Annotated in this window: 7 protein-coding genes; 6 read left to right on the top strand and 1 reads right to left on the bottom strand. The window is 51.6% G+C overall.

Annotated features, from left to right (window positions below; translation table 11 throughout):
• The first annotated feature begins 20 nt into the window (after positions 1-20).
• Entirely contained in the window at positions 21-1,526 is a 1,506-nt protein-coding gene (locus GWC94_RS13720; protein WP_161835576.1) for a M28 family peptidase, read from the top strand.
• 77 nt (positions 1,527-1,603) lie between these two features.
• Here GWC94_RS13720 and GWC94_RS13715 read toward each other — a convergent pair whose 3' ends face one another.
• On the bottom strand, positions 1,604-2,086 hold the full coding sequence (locus tag GWC94_RS13715) for a hypothetical protein (RefSeq protein WP_161835575.1): 483 nt from the start codon (positions 2,084-2,086) through the stop codon (positions 1,604-1,606).
• 146 nt (positions 2,087-2,232) lie between these two features.
• Between GWC94_RS13715 and GWC94_RS13710 the strand changes: the two genes are divergently transcribed.
• The 5 genes from GWC94_RS13710 (at position 2,233) to GWC94_RS13690 (ending at position 15,380) form a co-directional block, all read left to right on the top strand.
• Positions 2,233-6,285, top strand: coding sequence for a hybrid sensor histidine kinase/response regulator transcription factor (locus tag GWC94_RS13710; protein WP_161835574.1), 4,053 nt, complete (start codon positions 2,233-2,235; stop codon positions 6,283-6,285).
• Positions 6,286-6,474: 189 nt separating this feature from the next.
• Positions 6,475-9,492, top strand: a complete 3,018-nt coding sequence (locus tag GWC94_RS13705; RefSeq protein WP_161835573.1) for a SusC/RagA family TonB-linked outer membrane protein — start codon at positions 6,475-6,477, stop codon at positions 9,490-9,492.
• A 21-nt stretch (positions 9,493-9,513) separates the two neighbouring features.
• Positions 9,514-11,130: a RagB/SusD family nutrient uptake outer membrane protein gene (locus tag GWC94_RS13700; RefSeq protein ID WP_161835572.1), complete on the top strand. Its 1,617-nt coding sequence runs from the start codon at positions 9,514-9,516 to the stop codon at positions 11,128-11,130.
• Positions 11,131-11,337: 207 nt separating this feature from the next.
• Complete coding sequence (locus GWC94_RS13695; RefSeq protein WP_161835571.1) at positions 11,338-13,167, top strand: glycoside hydrolase family 35 protein; 1,830 nt, start codon at positions 11,338-11,340, stop codon at positions 13,165-13,167.
• Positions 13,168-13,178: 11 nt separating this feature from the next.
• A complete protein-coding gene (locus tag GWC94_RS13690) occupies positions 13,179-15,380 on the top strand; it encodes a family 43 glycosylhydrolase (RefSeq protein WP_235918537.1) in 2,202 nt (733 codons plus the stop codon).
• Positions 15,381-15,402 lie beyond the last annotated feature (22 nt).

Here is a 15,402-nt window from a genome sequence, read left to right as displayed (position 1 = left end):
AAAACCTCAAACAAGTATACATGATGAAAAAACTACTCTTGTTATGCCTGCCATTTGCAGCCTCGGTGGCCATGGCGCAGGATGACCCGCAGGCGAAATTTGCGGGGCTGATCACACCGAAAGCGCTGAGAGAAAAACTGACGATCCTGGCAGGACCGGAAATGGAAGGCCGTGAAACAGCGATGCCCGGTCAGAAAAAAGCGGCTGCCTATATCGAAGACCAGTTTAAAAAATTCGGACTCAAGCCGGGCAATGGCGAGAGCTACCAGCAGTTGTACCCCGTATATTTTGATGCGATGACAGATCCTTTGCTGCGCGTGAACGGAAGAACGTTTGGCTGGGATAAGGAATACACATTTGCCGTGAACAATATGTACAACGGCACAAAAACCTTCAGCAATTCCGTTTTTGTAGGCTACGGCAATGCGGCAGACTATACAGGACTGGATGTAAAAGGCAGGCTGGTGATAGTCCTTGATGGCGGCGCGCCTGCAGCAACACCGGGCCAGACCCGCGGATTCAATCCGATGGCGGCAAAAATGATGGCAGCAAGGAACGGCGGTGCAGTCGGTATGCTGCTGATCTCTTCCGCTTTTCCCCGTACCACAGCCACACCCCTGAAAAGCACCAGGATGACATTGCAGGTAAACGACCCGGCATTCTTCTACGCCACCGTCTCCGACGAGGTGGCTTCTGCCCTTATCGGCAGAACCGCCAGGGTTCCGTTTGCAGAATGGAAAGATGTGAAAAAAGGGAATTATGTTGCCGAACTGCAACTCGGCGCTGCTAAAAAACCAGAAGAGCTGCAAAGCAGCAACGTGATCGGCGTATTGCCGGGCACCGATAAGGCGGACGAATTTGTTTTTCTCACAGGTCACTACGATCACCTCGGTAAAAGAGGAGATGTGATCTACTATGGTGCGGATGATGACGGATCAGGCAGTGTAGGTGTAATGCAAATGGCGGAAGCTTTTGCGGCTGCGGCAAAAAAAGGACACAAACCACGCCGTACCATGATCTTCATGACCGTAAGCGGTGAAGAAAAAGGCCTGCTGGGTTCTGAATATTATGCTGAGCATCCGACGGTTGATATGGCAAAAGCTTCTGCAGACCTGAACACCGATATGATCGGAAGGGGCGACAGCTCACGCAAAGCGGATACGCTGAACTATATCTACGTGATAGGCCACGATAAACTCAGCTCAGAACTTGCGCCCATCAACGAAGCGGCGAATAAAAAGTACACCAATATTGCGCTGGATTATAAATACGACGACCCCAATGATCCCAACAGGATCTACTACCGCAGCGACCATTACAATTTTGCCAGGAAAGGTGTGCCGATCCTGTTTTTCTACGATGGCATGCTGGGCGCCGATTACCACAGGCCAACCGATACCGTTGATAAGATTCAGTTCGATATCATGGCAAAACGCGCACAGCTGGTATTTCACACGGCATGGGAAATTGCCAACAGGGATAATATGCTGAAAAGAGATATACCGCTTACCATGCCCGCAAGATAACCGTTACCGGTTGCGGAATACGCAGGTACGATTTACTGGATAAGGTGTTTGCACCGTACCCGTAAATCGTACCTTTTTTATTTGCTTTTCTTCAGCAGCATCACAAAATCACCCTGCGGCTGCGACATGGTAAGTCTCAGTTTTTCGGCAACGATTTCGGCGGGTATGGTCTGTTTGTCCGATTTTTCGGATTTGTCGGTGGTGGTAATGGTAGATTTTTCTTCATCAACTGTATACGTACCGCCCTTGGAATCGCCGGTGCCGCTGTTGAACTCGGTGCTGCCATCGTTGTTGAACTGGAAATAAATGGATTTCAGCATAGCCAGCTGGCCCTTGGTGGTGGTCTTCACCAGTTCAAGCTGCGATGGGTCCGTAACCTGTGACGTGATCATATCACCCAATGCCAGCGAATCTTTTTCAATATCGAAATAAAACATGTTTTTCATTTCCACTGCCGCCAGCGACCATTTACCGATAAGTTTGCTTTTGGTGATTTTCTCCTGAGCGCTTACACCCAATACCAGGACACAGGCTGCAAAGACTATTACAAGGTTCTTCATATGACTATTTTTTGGTAAGGTACGGGATAAATTTTGGCAATCCTGTTTCCTCCGGCATGCAGCAACAGAATAAACCAAAGACCGGTTGCCCCGGGATGGCAGGCAGGGGATAATCCTTAACTTGACCGCGAAAATTGTGAGGTGCTATGTTACGTTGTTCGGTTTTATGCCTGTTATGCCTGCAGGTGCAACTGCTGTTTGCGGGCAGCCCGGAAAGGGTTCGCTACCTGGGGATCGAACACGGGCTGTCGAATAATGCCGTTACCTGCATTTACCGCGATTACCAGGGATTTATGTGGTTTGGCACCTACGACGGACTGAACCGTTACGACGGATACGGGTTCAAAACCTTCCGCAATATCATCGGCGACAGCAGTTCGCTCAGCGATAACCATATTTACAGTGTGGAAGGCGATTCCCGTCACAATATATGGGTTGGCGGTACCCGCGGCATCAGCGTTTACAATCCTTCCACCGGAAACTTTTTCTATCCCGGGTTTTATCTTCCCGGCAGGGTTACACCTGTGTACCAGACAGGCGGTGTGCCCGTTATACAGCGGGTGGACGATACACGGATTTTCGCAGGTTTGCAGGATAACGGGCTGGCGGTGTTTGAAAAAGACAAACCGTTTGGCCATGCCCTGGCTTTGCCCGGGTATCCTCCGGGGCATGCATATACCGTGAATTCCATTGAACTGGATACGGTTCATCACTGTGTATGGTTTATGGTTGATGGTGCCGGTTTGTATGTATATGATCTTGCGAACAATAAAATCAAATTGGTATCCGAGCGTGTAAAACAGGCAGACTGTCTGAAAACGAACGGTGCAAACGGGTTATGGATAGGCACCGACAACGGCCTTTTTCTTTTTAACACCGATACGCATACCCTTTCCGGTAACCTGATGCCGGCCAGGAACCGGGTGGCCTGTCTGTTCCGGAATAAGCAGGGCATGTTATGGATTGGTCTGGATGGCGCCGGCGTATGGTACCTGCCGCCCGGCTCCATGCAGCCGCAGCCTTATGTTTCCGCCACCGGCAATACCCTGGTCAACAGCAATGCCATCTATGATTTTTTTGAAGACAGCGAAGGCAGAAAATGGGTGGGCACTTTACGGGGCGGCGTCAACCTCATCGATGCGGCACGCAATACTTTCCGGTCGGTGGTATATCCTGTTAGCGACAAACAGGGCAATGCCATTGAAAATTTCATATTGTCGTTCGAGGAAGACAGGAACCGCAATATCTGGATAGGCACCGACGGCGCGGGGCTCCGTTACTGGAACCGGGGCACTAACAGCTTTACCGTTTTCAGACACGATGCGTCGAGCCCCGCTTCGCTGAGCAGCAATTTTGTTACCGGCATCAAGCAGGACAGTTACCATGAACTATGGGTGGCCACTTTTTTCGGCGGCATTAACCGCTTAAAGAAAAACGGAACCGGCTTCGAGCATTTTACCTGCACCAATCCCGTTACCGGCGCCGAAGAAAACAATGCCTGGGTGATTTATGAAGACCTGAAGAAAAAACTCTGGGTAAGCACCACCAATAACGGACATCTGTACCTGTTTAACCGCAACAGCCGGGCATTCGAAATGTTTGATGAGCGCATCGGTAATATCCAGTGCATGGCAGAAGACAGGGCAGGAGTGTTATGGGGCGGCAACTATACTTCGCTTATTAAAATAGACCCGGTCACGCGCAAACACCGGTTCTTTAACATCGGGTACCCTGTCCGCAGCATTCATGAAGACAGGAACCACCGGTTCTGGATAGGAACGGAAGGGGGCGGTCTGCTTTTATTCGATCGCAACACGGGTTCTTTTCAGCGGTTCACCACGGTGGAAGGGCTGCCGAACAATACCATACTGCGTTTGCTGGAAGAACCCGGGGGCGCTATATGGCTCAGCACATACAACGGTCTCAGCAAATTCATCCCCGGCACGGCTTATTTCCGGAATTTTTCCCAGTCAGACGGTCTGCAGAGTAACCAGTTCAGTTTTAATGCGGCGCTGGCGCTATCCTCGGGCGAGTTCCTTTTCGGCGGTATCAAGGGCTTTAATATTTTTAACCCCGACAGTATTTACGATCACCGCAGTGTGCCGAATATTTACCTTACCGGTGTGCGGATAGACAACCAGCCCGCCGAAAACGATGATAACTATATAACACAGGGCGGCGCGGGCAACCCCGGCAAACTGACATTACCCTATAACAAAGCCATACTTGCGCTCGACTTTGTAGCCCTGGAATATTCCGGTGCCGAAAAAATAGCATACGCCTATAAACTGGAGGGATGGGACCAGCGCTGGAACCCCGGCGGCAGCCAGCGTACGGCAAGCTACTCCAGACTGGAAGAAGGCAGCTACAGCTTTAAAGTTAAAATGGCCAACCCCGACGGCACCTGGTCGGGCGAAACCACATTGCTGTATGTAGTGGTTAGCCCGCCCTGGTACCGCAGCTGGTGGGCCTACCTTTTGTATGTGCTGAGTTTTGCAGGCATTGTTTACCTGTATATCCGGTACAACAGCAAACAGGAGCGGCTCAAGTACGAAATAAAACTGGCGCATATAGAGAATGAAAAAGAAAAGGAGATCGGCGAAAAACGGGTATCCTTTTTTACGCATGTGGCGCACGAATTCCGTACGCCGCTCACACTGATCATCAACCCGCTGAAAGAACTGCTGCAGAACCAGGATTTCTCCGATGGCAGAAAAGATATTTCCATGGTGTACCGCAATGCACGGCGCCTGCTGAGCCTTACGGACCAGCTGCTGTTGTTCCGGAAAGCAGAGTCGATTGACGAACACCTGCGTGTAGAGCATTTTAATATGGCCGATACCTGTAAGGAAGTTGCCCTCAGTTTTAGCCAGCACGCCCTGTCCAAATCGATCGGGTTCGATGTGCACTGCGGCGATGAACCGGTGTATATATATGGCGACAGGGAAAAGATAGAGATCATCCTGTTCAACCTGCTTTCCAACGCCTGCAAGTATACACCCGCCGGCGGGCGGATACGGCTTGCGCTGACCGAACGCAGCGAAGACCTGGTGGCGAGTGTGGAAGACAGCGGCCCGGGCATCCCTGCGGAAAAAGGAGAAAAGATTTTTGAATCGTTCTACCAGGCAGGCAGGGCAGATAGGGCGCCCCGCCCCGGATTTGGCATCGGTCTGTATGTATCCAGCAAACTGGCGCTGGCCCACCAGGGCAAACTGGGGTATACCAGCGAATACGGAAAAGGTTGCCGCTTTGAACTCTGCCTGCTGAAAGGAAAAGACCATTTCGATCCCGAGTCTGTCTGCAACGGCAGCCAGGCAATACCCACCATTTTGGAAGAACTGGTGCAGGAGCCCGAAACAGATTTTGTTGATGAAGCGCGTAACAGGTCGGGCATCAATGCCCAGGTGATAGATAAACTGGCATCCGAATTACCGCTGATGGTGATCGTGGACGATGATGCGGATATACGATCTTATGTCCGCACTGTTTTCAGCAATTCCTTTACCGTGATGGAGGCCGAAGATGGCAGCAGCGGTCTGGAACTGGTGGGCAGGTATGGACCCGATATTGTTGTGAGCGATATCATGATGAAGAATATGGATGGCATTACGCTATGCCATACCATAAAAGCCGATGCATCGCTTGCGCATATACCCGTGATCCTGCTCACCGCCAGCTCATCCGAGGAAAACAGGCTCAAGGGTTTTGAAGGCGGCGCGGAAGACTATCTTACCAAACCCTTCGACAAAGCCATTATTGTAGCCAGGGTGAATAATATACTCCGGGGCCGGCGCCGGCTGAAAGAATATTTTTTCAATGCCGTTACCCTCAAACCCAACACTCATCTTGCCGGCGAGCACAAGGCGTTTATTGAAACCTGTATCGCCATCGTGGAAAAACACCTTACCGATCCCGGGTTCAGCATACCCGCATTCTGCCGGGAGATCGGCATGAGCCATCCCAGTCTGTATAAAAAGGTGAAGGCGGTATCCGGTCTTACGGTAAACGTGTTTATCCGTTACCTGCGCCTGCGCAAAGCAGCCGAGCTGCTGGTGAACACCGACAAAACCATTGTTGAAGTCACCTACCTGACCGGCTTTAACGATGTTCGTTATTTCCGCGAGCAGTTCACCAAATTGTTCGGGATAACGCCCTCCGAATATGTAAAACGTTACCGCAAGGTGTTGGGCCAGCGCTGAGCCCGGCCGTTTCGGCAGCTTCCGCGGGTTGATTTTTGCCTGATTCTTCAGAAACAGAGGAATTTACCCCCTGTATTTTATCATTTGTCCCCCGTGCCAGCGTTGGGATCAGGTCTACTTTTAAGCCTGATGCCATTACCCGCGCCCGCCCGGGTGCCGGGATTTTTGAAACCCAAAATTGCTGTCATTATGACAAGATTTGCTTGCTTATGGGAGGGTCTGCCCGTTCCGGGGATTTTTTCCCAATCCCAGAAAACCGTTCGCACAGTCTTCTGTGCATTTATCCTCACGCTTTGTTTTTCCGGCCTGAAAGCCCAAACCACCCGGGTATCCGGATCGGTGATCGACGCCGAAACCAGGCAGCCTGTTCCCGGGGCCAGTGTGCTGGTCAAAGGCAGGCAATCAGCAACCCTGACCGATGCGCAGGGCGGGTTTACCCTCGATGCCGGCACCAACGATAAACTGGAGGTATCCAGCCTGGGGTATGCCACCCAGACGGTATCGGTTTCTTCCGGCGCCATCCAGGTATTGCTGGTGGCCACCAACCGCAACCTGGGCGAGGTAGTGGTGATCGGGTACGGAACCCAGAAAAGAGCGGATGTAACGGGTGCCGTAGTGTCTGTGCCCAAGTCGCGGCTCTCCCAGCTGCCCGTCACCAATTTTCTTCATGCCGTAGAAGGCTCGGTACCCGGGGTTACCATTACCCAAACCTCTTCTGTACCCGGCAGCTCGGCCAATGTGCTGGTGCGGGGACAGAACACCATCACGGCCGGTTCGGGTCCTTTTATTGTGGTAGACGGGGTGCCATTCAGCAAAACAGGCGGTGTTACCAATGATATCAACCCGAATGATATCGCTTCCATCGAGGTATTGAAAGATGCATCGGCAACGGCGATATACGGTGTAAACGGCGCCAACGGCGTTATCCTTATCACCACCAAGCGCGGCGTTACCGGCAAACCGGTGATCCGTTACAACGGCTATACCGGCTTCGATAATTTTTCGCATATGCTGCGTCCCGCTTCTCCCGAAGCGTATGTACAGAAGTACGCAGACTACAAGGCGCAGGTGCCAAGCGCTTCACAAACCGTATTGCCCAATGCCTACGAAATAGCCAATTACAATGCGGGCAAAACCATCGATTGGGTGAAAGAAGCCACCCAGCAGGGAGTAACGCAGGATCATAACCTGAGCATCTCAGGCGGCAGCAAGGATGTGCGCTACTATGTATCGGGCGATTATATGAAACAGCAGGGCATTGTAAAAGGGTATCAGTACCATCGCGCCAGCATACGTACCAATCTTGATATCAACCTCACGGATTACCTGACCGTAGGCAGCAGCCTGTCGTATACCAATAACAATTACGATGGCGGCAGAGCCAATTTTTACCTTGCCGCAGCCATGAGTCCGTACGGCACCGAATACGATGCTTCCGGCAGCTATGCCATTTACCCCATGTATCCGGAACTGCTGTACAATAACCCGCTGCTGGGTTTGTATACCGACAGAACCGACCGGTCGAATAACCTTACGACCAATGTATATGCGGAGCTGAAGCCTTCGGGTTTTCTGAAAGGACTTAAATACCGTCTTAACGCAGGGTATACCTATGTAACCTCGCTGTTTGGAAGTTATGCCGGGCGCAATGCCAATAATACGCTGGGCGGCGCCAATGTATCCAGCTCGGATACGCGCAACTGGGTATTGGAAAACATTCTTACCTGGTCAAAGAACTGGGGACTGCATCACGTTGATTTCACCGGTGTGTACAGTGCGCAGGAGCGTAACTATTTCAGCTTCGGCGCCACGGCAACCGGTTTTATCAACGACCAGCTTTCATTCAACAACCTGGGCGCCGGCGCCACGCAGACATCGGGTTCGTACCGCGACAAATACGACCTGAACTCGCAGATGGCCCGTGTGAATTATGCCTACGACAGCCGTTACCTGTTTACCGTAACCGCCCGCCGCGACGGTTCTTCTGTGATGGGTTCGGGCACCGATAAGTTCGGCGTATTTCCTTCGGTGGCTTTTGGCTGGAATGTGTTCAACGAAAAATTCATGCAGAAACTGACATCGGTGAGCAACCTGAAACTGCGTCTTTCCTATGGTAAATCGGGTAACGAAGCCATTTCGGTGTACCAGACCATTACCACCGATGGCACCAACCGTTTTCCTTTCTCGGGTGTCAGCACCATCGGTGTACTGGCCAGCAACCTTGGCAACGCCAACCTGCACTGGGAAAACGCCACAACGGCCAACCTGGGAATCGATTTCGGTTTCCTCAATAACCGCATCACGGGCAGCATCGATCTGTACCGCACCGAAACCAAAGACCTGTTGTTAAGACGCAACCTGCCTGTTATCACCGGTTATTCCAATATCGTCGATAACCTGGGTAAAACGCAGAACCAGGGTATTGAACTGTCGCTGAATACCGAGAACATCATCACCCGTAATTTCAAATGGACATCGGGCATTGTGTTCGCATCCAACAAGAACCGGATCGTTGATCTTTATGGAGACAAAAAAGACGATCTGGGTAACCGCTGGTTTATAGGTAAGCCCATCGGTGTGATCTATGACTACAGCCTGCAGGGCGTATGGCAAACCGGAGAAGACGCTTCCAAGCAGGATCCCGGAGCCAAACCCGGCGATCTGAAATTTGCCGATATCAACAACAGCGGGTCCATCACCGCCGATGATAAAATGATACTGGGACAGACAGCACCCAAATGGACAGGCGGTATCACCAATACTTTCCAGTACAAAAATTTCAATCTCAGCGTTTTCATACAAACGGTACAGGGCGCCATGAAAAACAATGTTACCCTTACCTATGCCGATGAAGCAGGCCGTATGAACCTGCCTGCGGAAACAGGTTACTGGACACCCACCAACAAAAGCAATACCAGGCCCTCGCTTTCGTACACAAATACCAGGGGTTATGGATACCCGTCAGACAACAGCTATACCCGCATTAAGGACGTGACGCTGAGTTATGTTTTTCCGCAGCGGACACTGGATAAGCTGCGACTGGGAAGCCTGACGGTATACGCCAGCGGCCGCAACCTGTATACGTTCACCAACTGGATAGGATGGGATCCGGAGAATAACTATTCTTTCCGTGGTTCGGGCGACTGGACCAATAACTACCCGCTTACCCGGTCGATCGTTTTTGGTTTAAATGTAACGCTCCGCTAATCACCTAATAAAATTGAGAAAATGAAAAAGAATATTCTGATATACATAGGCATCTGCGCGGTTTTTCCAATGATCCTTTCCTGCAGGAAATCTTTTCTGGACGAAACGGTCTATTCATCGTACACCCCCGCCACGCTGAAAGACTCACTGGGATTTGAAGCATCCATTACCGGCATGTACAATCACCTCAGCGGTTTTTTCAGCTACAGCGATCAGCAGGGCTGGCCCAGCGTATGGCAGGCCGGCACCGATATCGCTTTTGTGCCTCCTTCGCAGAAACAGGGTATAGAAGTTCCGTATTACGACTACACCCAGCTGATCACCACCGATAATGCCGCATCTTACAGCTGGGGCTGGTCATACCGCATGATCAACAATGCCAACGTGATCATCGCCAATATAGAGGGCGGCGGTATCGCCGGCATCGGTCAGGCAAACCTGAATGCAACCAATGCGGAAGCCAAATTTTTCCGCGGGTATGCCTATAACATACTGGCTACGCTTTTTGGAAAAGTGCCGCTGGTAACCAAACCCGTCAGTTCGCCCAAAACAGATTATACCCGTACCTCGCTGGATTCGGTGAACAACCAGATCGTGGCAGACCTGGTATATGCTGCCACCAACCTGCCGGATATCGACAATGTAAAAAGCAATTCAAAAGGCAGGATGTACGGCAGGGCCAATAAAGCCATGGCGCAGCAGCTGCTGGCCGAAGTATACCTGCGTATGGGCAGGAACGATCTGGCCGAACAACAGACCCAGGCCATCATCAGCAGCGGAAAATTCAGCCTGGTTACCGCACGGTATGGTACCAAGACCGCATTACCCGGCGATCCGTTTTCAGACATGTTTGTTTATGGTAACGAACGACGCAACCAGGGTAACAGGGAAGCGATCTGGGTAATGGAACAGGAAAACCCAAGTACGGTTATCGGCGGTATCACCAACAACCCGCAGCAAAGACGTAACTGGGGTGCGGCTTATTACCAGATATCCGGAATGGCTATCTGCGACTCACTCGGCGGCAGGGGCATTGCCCGTTTGCGGCTTACCGATTATGTAGCATATGGTCTCTACGAATCCGGCGACATGCGCAATTCCCAGAACAACCTGCGCAGGAAATTCTATTATAACGATCCCGCATCGGCCAATTTTGGCAAACAGGTTCCTTATGCCGGCTCGGATACCATCTTCAAGATTGCACCGCATACCACCAAATGGTACCAGTTTGATCCCAATGATGTATTTGGTTTTGCGATGATCAAGGATTTTATACTGATGCGTCTCGGAGAAACCTACCTGCTGCAGGCCGAAGCCCAGTTTAAACAGGGAAAGCTGGCCGAAGCCGCAGCTTCGCTCAATATGATCCGCATACGTGCCAACGCTTCTCCGGTAACGCCTGCACAGGTTACCATGGACTATATCCTGGACGAAAGAGCCAGGGAACTGCTGGCAGAAGAAAACCGCCGTATGACGCTTATGCGCACCGGTACCCTGGTTACACGAACACTTAAATACAATACACAGACCATTAACCCGGTGGTGGGACTTACCAACAAAAATCTTTTGCTGCCCATTCCCAAATCCGAAATCGATCTGAATAAAGACGCAGTGCTGGAACAGAACAGCGGGTATTGATCTGCCGCTGGCAGAAAACAGGCTGCAGCGCTGCATTGGTTAACCGATTGTTGGCTTTGGCATAGCCAATTTTGGCCGGACGAAGCGTGGGCTTACCGGCCATTATTTTAGTATTGATCATGACTGTTTTGAAAACAGCATGTATCATCGTTACTTACAAACCGGGTCCGCGCCAAAACCTGCGGTACCACCCCATAAAATCAAACGATGGCTAAAAAAATTCTGCTTGTATCAGTGGTCGTATGGATCTATACGATCGGCGTTTTTGCGCAGCCACACAGGTTTGCGCTGAGCGATTCGGTATTCCTGCTGGATGGAAAGCCTTTCCAGATCATCTCCGGCGAAATGCATTACCCGCGTGTGCCGCGCGAAGCCTGGCGCCAGCGCATGCGGATGGCAAAAGCCATGGGACTGAACACCATCGGCACTTATGTTTTCTGGAACCTGCACGAACCGCAGAAAGGTAAATTCGATTTTACCGGTAACAACGATGTGGCGGCTTTTGTAAGAACAGCAAAAGAAGAAGGTCTGTGGGTGGTGCTTCGCCCCAGTCCGTATGTATGTGCCGAATGGGAATTTGGCGGGTACCCTTACTGGCTCGAGAATGAGCCAGGTCTTGTAGTGCGCAGCCGCGAAGCGGCTTACCTGGCAGAATACAAAAAATACATCACCGAAATAGGCCGCCAGTTAGCGCCCTTACAGGTTACCCGCGGCGGTAATATCCTGATGGTTCAGGTGGAGAACGAATATGGATCGTATGGCAAAGACAAAACGTACCTGGCCATTAACCGCCGTATGTTCGAGAACGCAGGGTTCGACTGCCTGCTCACCACCTGCGATCCTGCATCGGCTGTAAAAGACGGTCATCTTGAAGGCTTGCTGCCCGGTGTAAACGGGATCGACGATCCCGATAAGGTAAAAGAAATCGTTCGCGCCAATAACCAGGGAAAAGGTCCCTTTCTGGTAGCGGAATGGTATCCGGCCTGGTTCGACTGGTGGGGTGCACCGCATCACCAGGTGCCCGCGGAAAAATATGCGTCCCGCCTAGACAAAGCGCTGGCAGCCGGCATTTCCATTAATATGTACATGTTTCATGGCGGCACCACCCGCGGGTTTATGAACGGCGCCAACTGCAACGACCGCGATCCCTTTGAACCGCAGATCAGCAGCTACGATTACGATGCGCCGCTGAACGAAGCGGGTAATGCCACTCCTAAGTTCATGGCTTTCCGTAACGTGATACGTAAACACCTTCCCAAAGAAACCGTATTGCCTGATGTGCCGCCGTCCCGTCCCGTGATAGCCATACCCGCCATCAGGCTTTCGCGTTCCGAAACTGTATTCAGCAGGTTGCCCAAAGCGGTCAATGCCGCCGCTCCCCTGAGTTTTGAAGACCTGCGGCAGCCTTATGGATTTGTGCTTTACCGTACCACCATACCCGCCAACGAATCGGGGGTATTGAAAGTAAACGGGCTGCGTGATTTCGGTATCGTTTTTATCGATGGCGTCCGCACCGGCGTTATGGACAGGCGAATTAAATCAGACAGCCTGGTAATCGGTTCATCGCCCTCAGCCAGGAGACTGGATATACTCGTGGAAAACCTGGGCAGGATCAATTATGGCCCTTACCTGCTGCAGAATAAAAAAGGCATCATCGGCCATGTATCGCTGGGCGGAAAGCAACTGCGGCAATGGCAGATGTTTCCGCTGCCCTTTGACACGCATGGTAACCTGCCGCAAAAAGAATCCGCCGCGCTCACCGGCCAGCCCGTTGTGCGCGCGGGAAGTTTTAGTCTTAATGCCGTTGGCGATACTTACCTGGATATGCGCAACTGGGGCAAAGGAGTGGTTTGGGTGAACGGTCATAACCTGGGGCGCTACTGGAACGCAGGTCCGCAGCAAACCGTGTATGTTCCCGCAGAATGGCTGAAGCGCGGAAAGAATGAAGTGTTTATTTTAGAGTTGCTGAAACCAGCAAACAGCAGCCTGTCGGCGCTTGATCACCCGGTGCTTGACCAGCTGCAGGCGCCGCAATAGAGACGATACAAATGATGCATACAATTTTTACCGCTTCCGGTTTGTCAAAAACGATGGTCGCTTTGTTTGCGGCCTGCCTGTTGCAGCCGGTTATGGCGCAGCAGAAAAAGAAAGCCGCTGCACCAGCATATACGGCCTACCTGTTTGCCTATTTTACCGGCAACGATGCAAACGGCGAGCAGATACGCTTTGCCCTCAGCAAAGACGGGTACCGGTACCACGCACTGAACGGTAACCGGCCGGTGATAGATGCAGGCATCAGCGAAACAGGCGGCGTAAGGGATCCGCATATACTGCGCGGGGCCGATGGAAAAACTTTTTACATGGTGGCCACGGATATGGTCTCTGCAAAAGGATGGAATTCCAATCGCGGGATCGTATTGCTCAGGTCGGCCGACCTGGTGCACTGGACCTCTTCCGTAGTGAATATCCAGAAAAAATATACAGGACAGGACAGCCTGCTGCGCGTGTGGGCGCCGCAGACGATCTACGACGATTCGGCGAAAAAATACATGGTCTATTTCTCAATGAAACATGGTAAAGACCCCGACAGGATCTATTATGCTTATGCCAACAGCGGGTTTACCGACCTGGAAACCGAACCGAAGCAACTTTTTTTCAGTCCGGACAACGCCGCCTGTATCGACGGCGATATAACGGCAAAAGACGGCAGCTATTATCTTTTCTTCAAAACAGAAGACCGCAGGCCGGGTATTAAAATTGCCGTATCGCGCAAACTCACCCATGGGTATACGATGCAGAGCGACCGTTATGTGCAGCAAACCAGCTCGCCGGTGGAAGGCGCGGGCAGTTTCAGACTGAACGATGGCAGCGGGTACGTTCTCATGTACGATATGTACACCAGCGGTCGCTACCAGTTTACGAAAACAAAAGACCTGCAGCATTTCAGTGTAGCGGATGAACAGGTGAGCATGAATTTTCACCCGCGCCACGGCACCGTGATGCCCCTCACTACAGAAGAAGTAAAACGCCTGTCGGCCAAATGGCTGTTGCCAGATGACATCATCTCCTCCGTCCGCAGCAAAGCCATCCGAACGATCAATACCGTGTACGATACTGCCGCGCGCAGTATTTATTTCTCCGTTAAGCCCGGCACCGGTCTCACTCATTTCGATCCGTTTTTTACGCAGTATGCCGGAACAACGGTGAAAGCACTGTCTGCCCAGGATTTTACAAAAGGACCGGTGCGGTATGCAGTGACCGTGGGTAACAGGAAGCAGGTATATACGGTATTTGTCAGCGAGCGGCACAATCCTGCGCTGGCAGGATATTATGCAGACCCCGAAGTATTGTATGCACAGAAAACGGGTCGTTTTTATCTCTATCCCACCACCGATGGTTTTACCGGATGGTCGGGCACCTATTTCAAAGCGTTTTCTTCACCCGACCTGGTCAACTGGAAAGACGAAGGAAAAATACTCGAGCTCGGCACCGATGTAAGCTGGGCAAACAAAAACGCCTGGGCGCCCTGCATCGTGGAGAAAAAAATCGATGGCAGGTACCAATATTTTTATTATTTCACCGCTGCCCAGAAAATAGGGGTGGCCGTTGCAGACAATCCAACCGGTCCGTTCAAAGATGCAGGCAGACCCCTGCTCGATACAAAACCCGCGGGCGTCAAAGGCGGCCAGGTGATCGATCCGGATGTGTTCACCGATCCGCAGACGGGAAGAAGTTACCTGTACTGGGGCAACGGTTTTATGGCCGGAGCCGAACTGAACGAAGACATGGTATCGCTCAAAGAAGGAACCACCACCCTTCTTCATCCCGGCAGCGGTTTCCGCGAGGGCAGCTATGTTTTTTATCGCGCGGGCAGGTATTATTTTATGTGGAGCGAGAACGATACCCGCAGTCCCGATTACCGGGTGGCCTATGGCATATCCGATGCGCCGCTGGGTAAAATCACCCTGCCGCAGAACAATCTTATCCTTTCAAAAGATACCATCACCGGTATTTACGGAACGGGTCATAATTCTGTTATACAGCTGCCGGGCAGCGACGAATGGTATATCGTATACCACCGCTTCAATTACCCGGGCGGCATAAAAACGGGCAATGCCGCAGGCTATCACCGCGAACTGTGTATCGACCGGCTCTTCTTCCATGAAGACGGAACCATCCAACCCGTAAAACCCACCCACGATGGTATCAAACCTGTTTTTATAATAAAACAAAAACCGACAGACAGGTAAGCTGGCTGCTGAGTTTTTTATG

The organism is Sediminibacterium soli (genome assembly GCF_009939225.1).
Taxonomy (GTDB): domain Bacteria; phylum Bacteroidota; class Bacteroidia; order Chitinophagales; family Chitinophagaceae; genus Sediminibacterium; species Sediminibacterium soli.
Note: the sequence above shows the minus strand (reverse complement) of the source record. Positions and strands in the feature narration are given on the sequence as shown.

What these genes read in the sequence shown, in the direction of transcription:
- GWC94_RS13720 (WP_161835576.1), top strand. Translation starts at nt 21, where the DNA reads ATGATGAAAAAACTACTCTTGTTATGCCTGCCATTTGCAGCCTCGGTG.
- GWC94_RS13690 (WP_235918537.1), top strand. Translation starts at nt 13,179, where the DNA reads ATGATGCATACAATTTTTACCGCTTCCGGTTTGTCAAAAACGATGGTC.
- GWC94_RS13705 (WP_161835573.1), top strand. Translation starts at nt 6,475, where the DNA reads ATGACAAGATTTGCTTGCTTATGGGAGGGTCTGCCCGTTCCGGGGATT.
- GWC94_RS13695 (WP_161835571.1), top strand. Translation starts at nt 11,338, where the DNA reads ATGGCTAAAAAAATTCTGCTTGTATCAGTGGTCGTATGGATCTATACG.
- GWC94_RS13715 (WP_161835575.1), bottom strand. Translation starts at nt 2,086, where the DNA reads ATGAAGAACCTTGTAATAGTCTTTGCAGCCTGTGTCCTGGTATTGGGT.
- GWC94_RS13700 (WP_161835572.1), top strand. Translation starts at nt 9,514, where the DNA reads ATGAAAAAGAATATTCTGATATACATAGGCATCTGCGCGGTTTTTCCA.
- GWC94_RS13710 (WP_161835574.1), top strand. Translation starts at nt 2,233, where the DNA reads ATGTTACGTTGTTCGGTTTTATGCCTGTTATGCCTGCAGGTGCAACTG.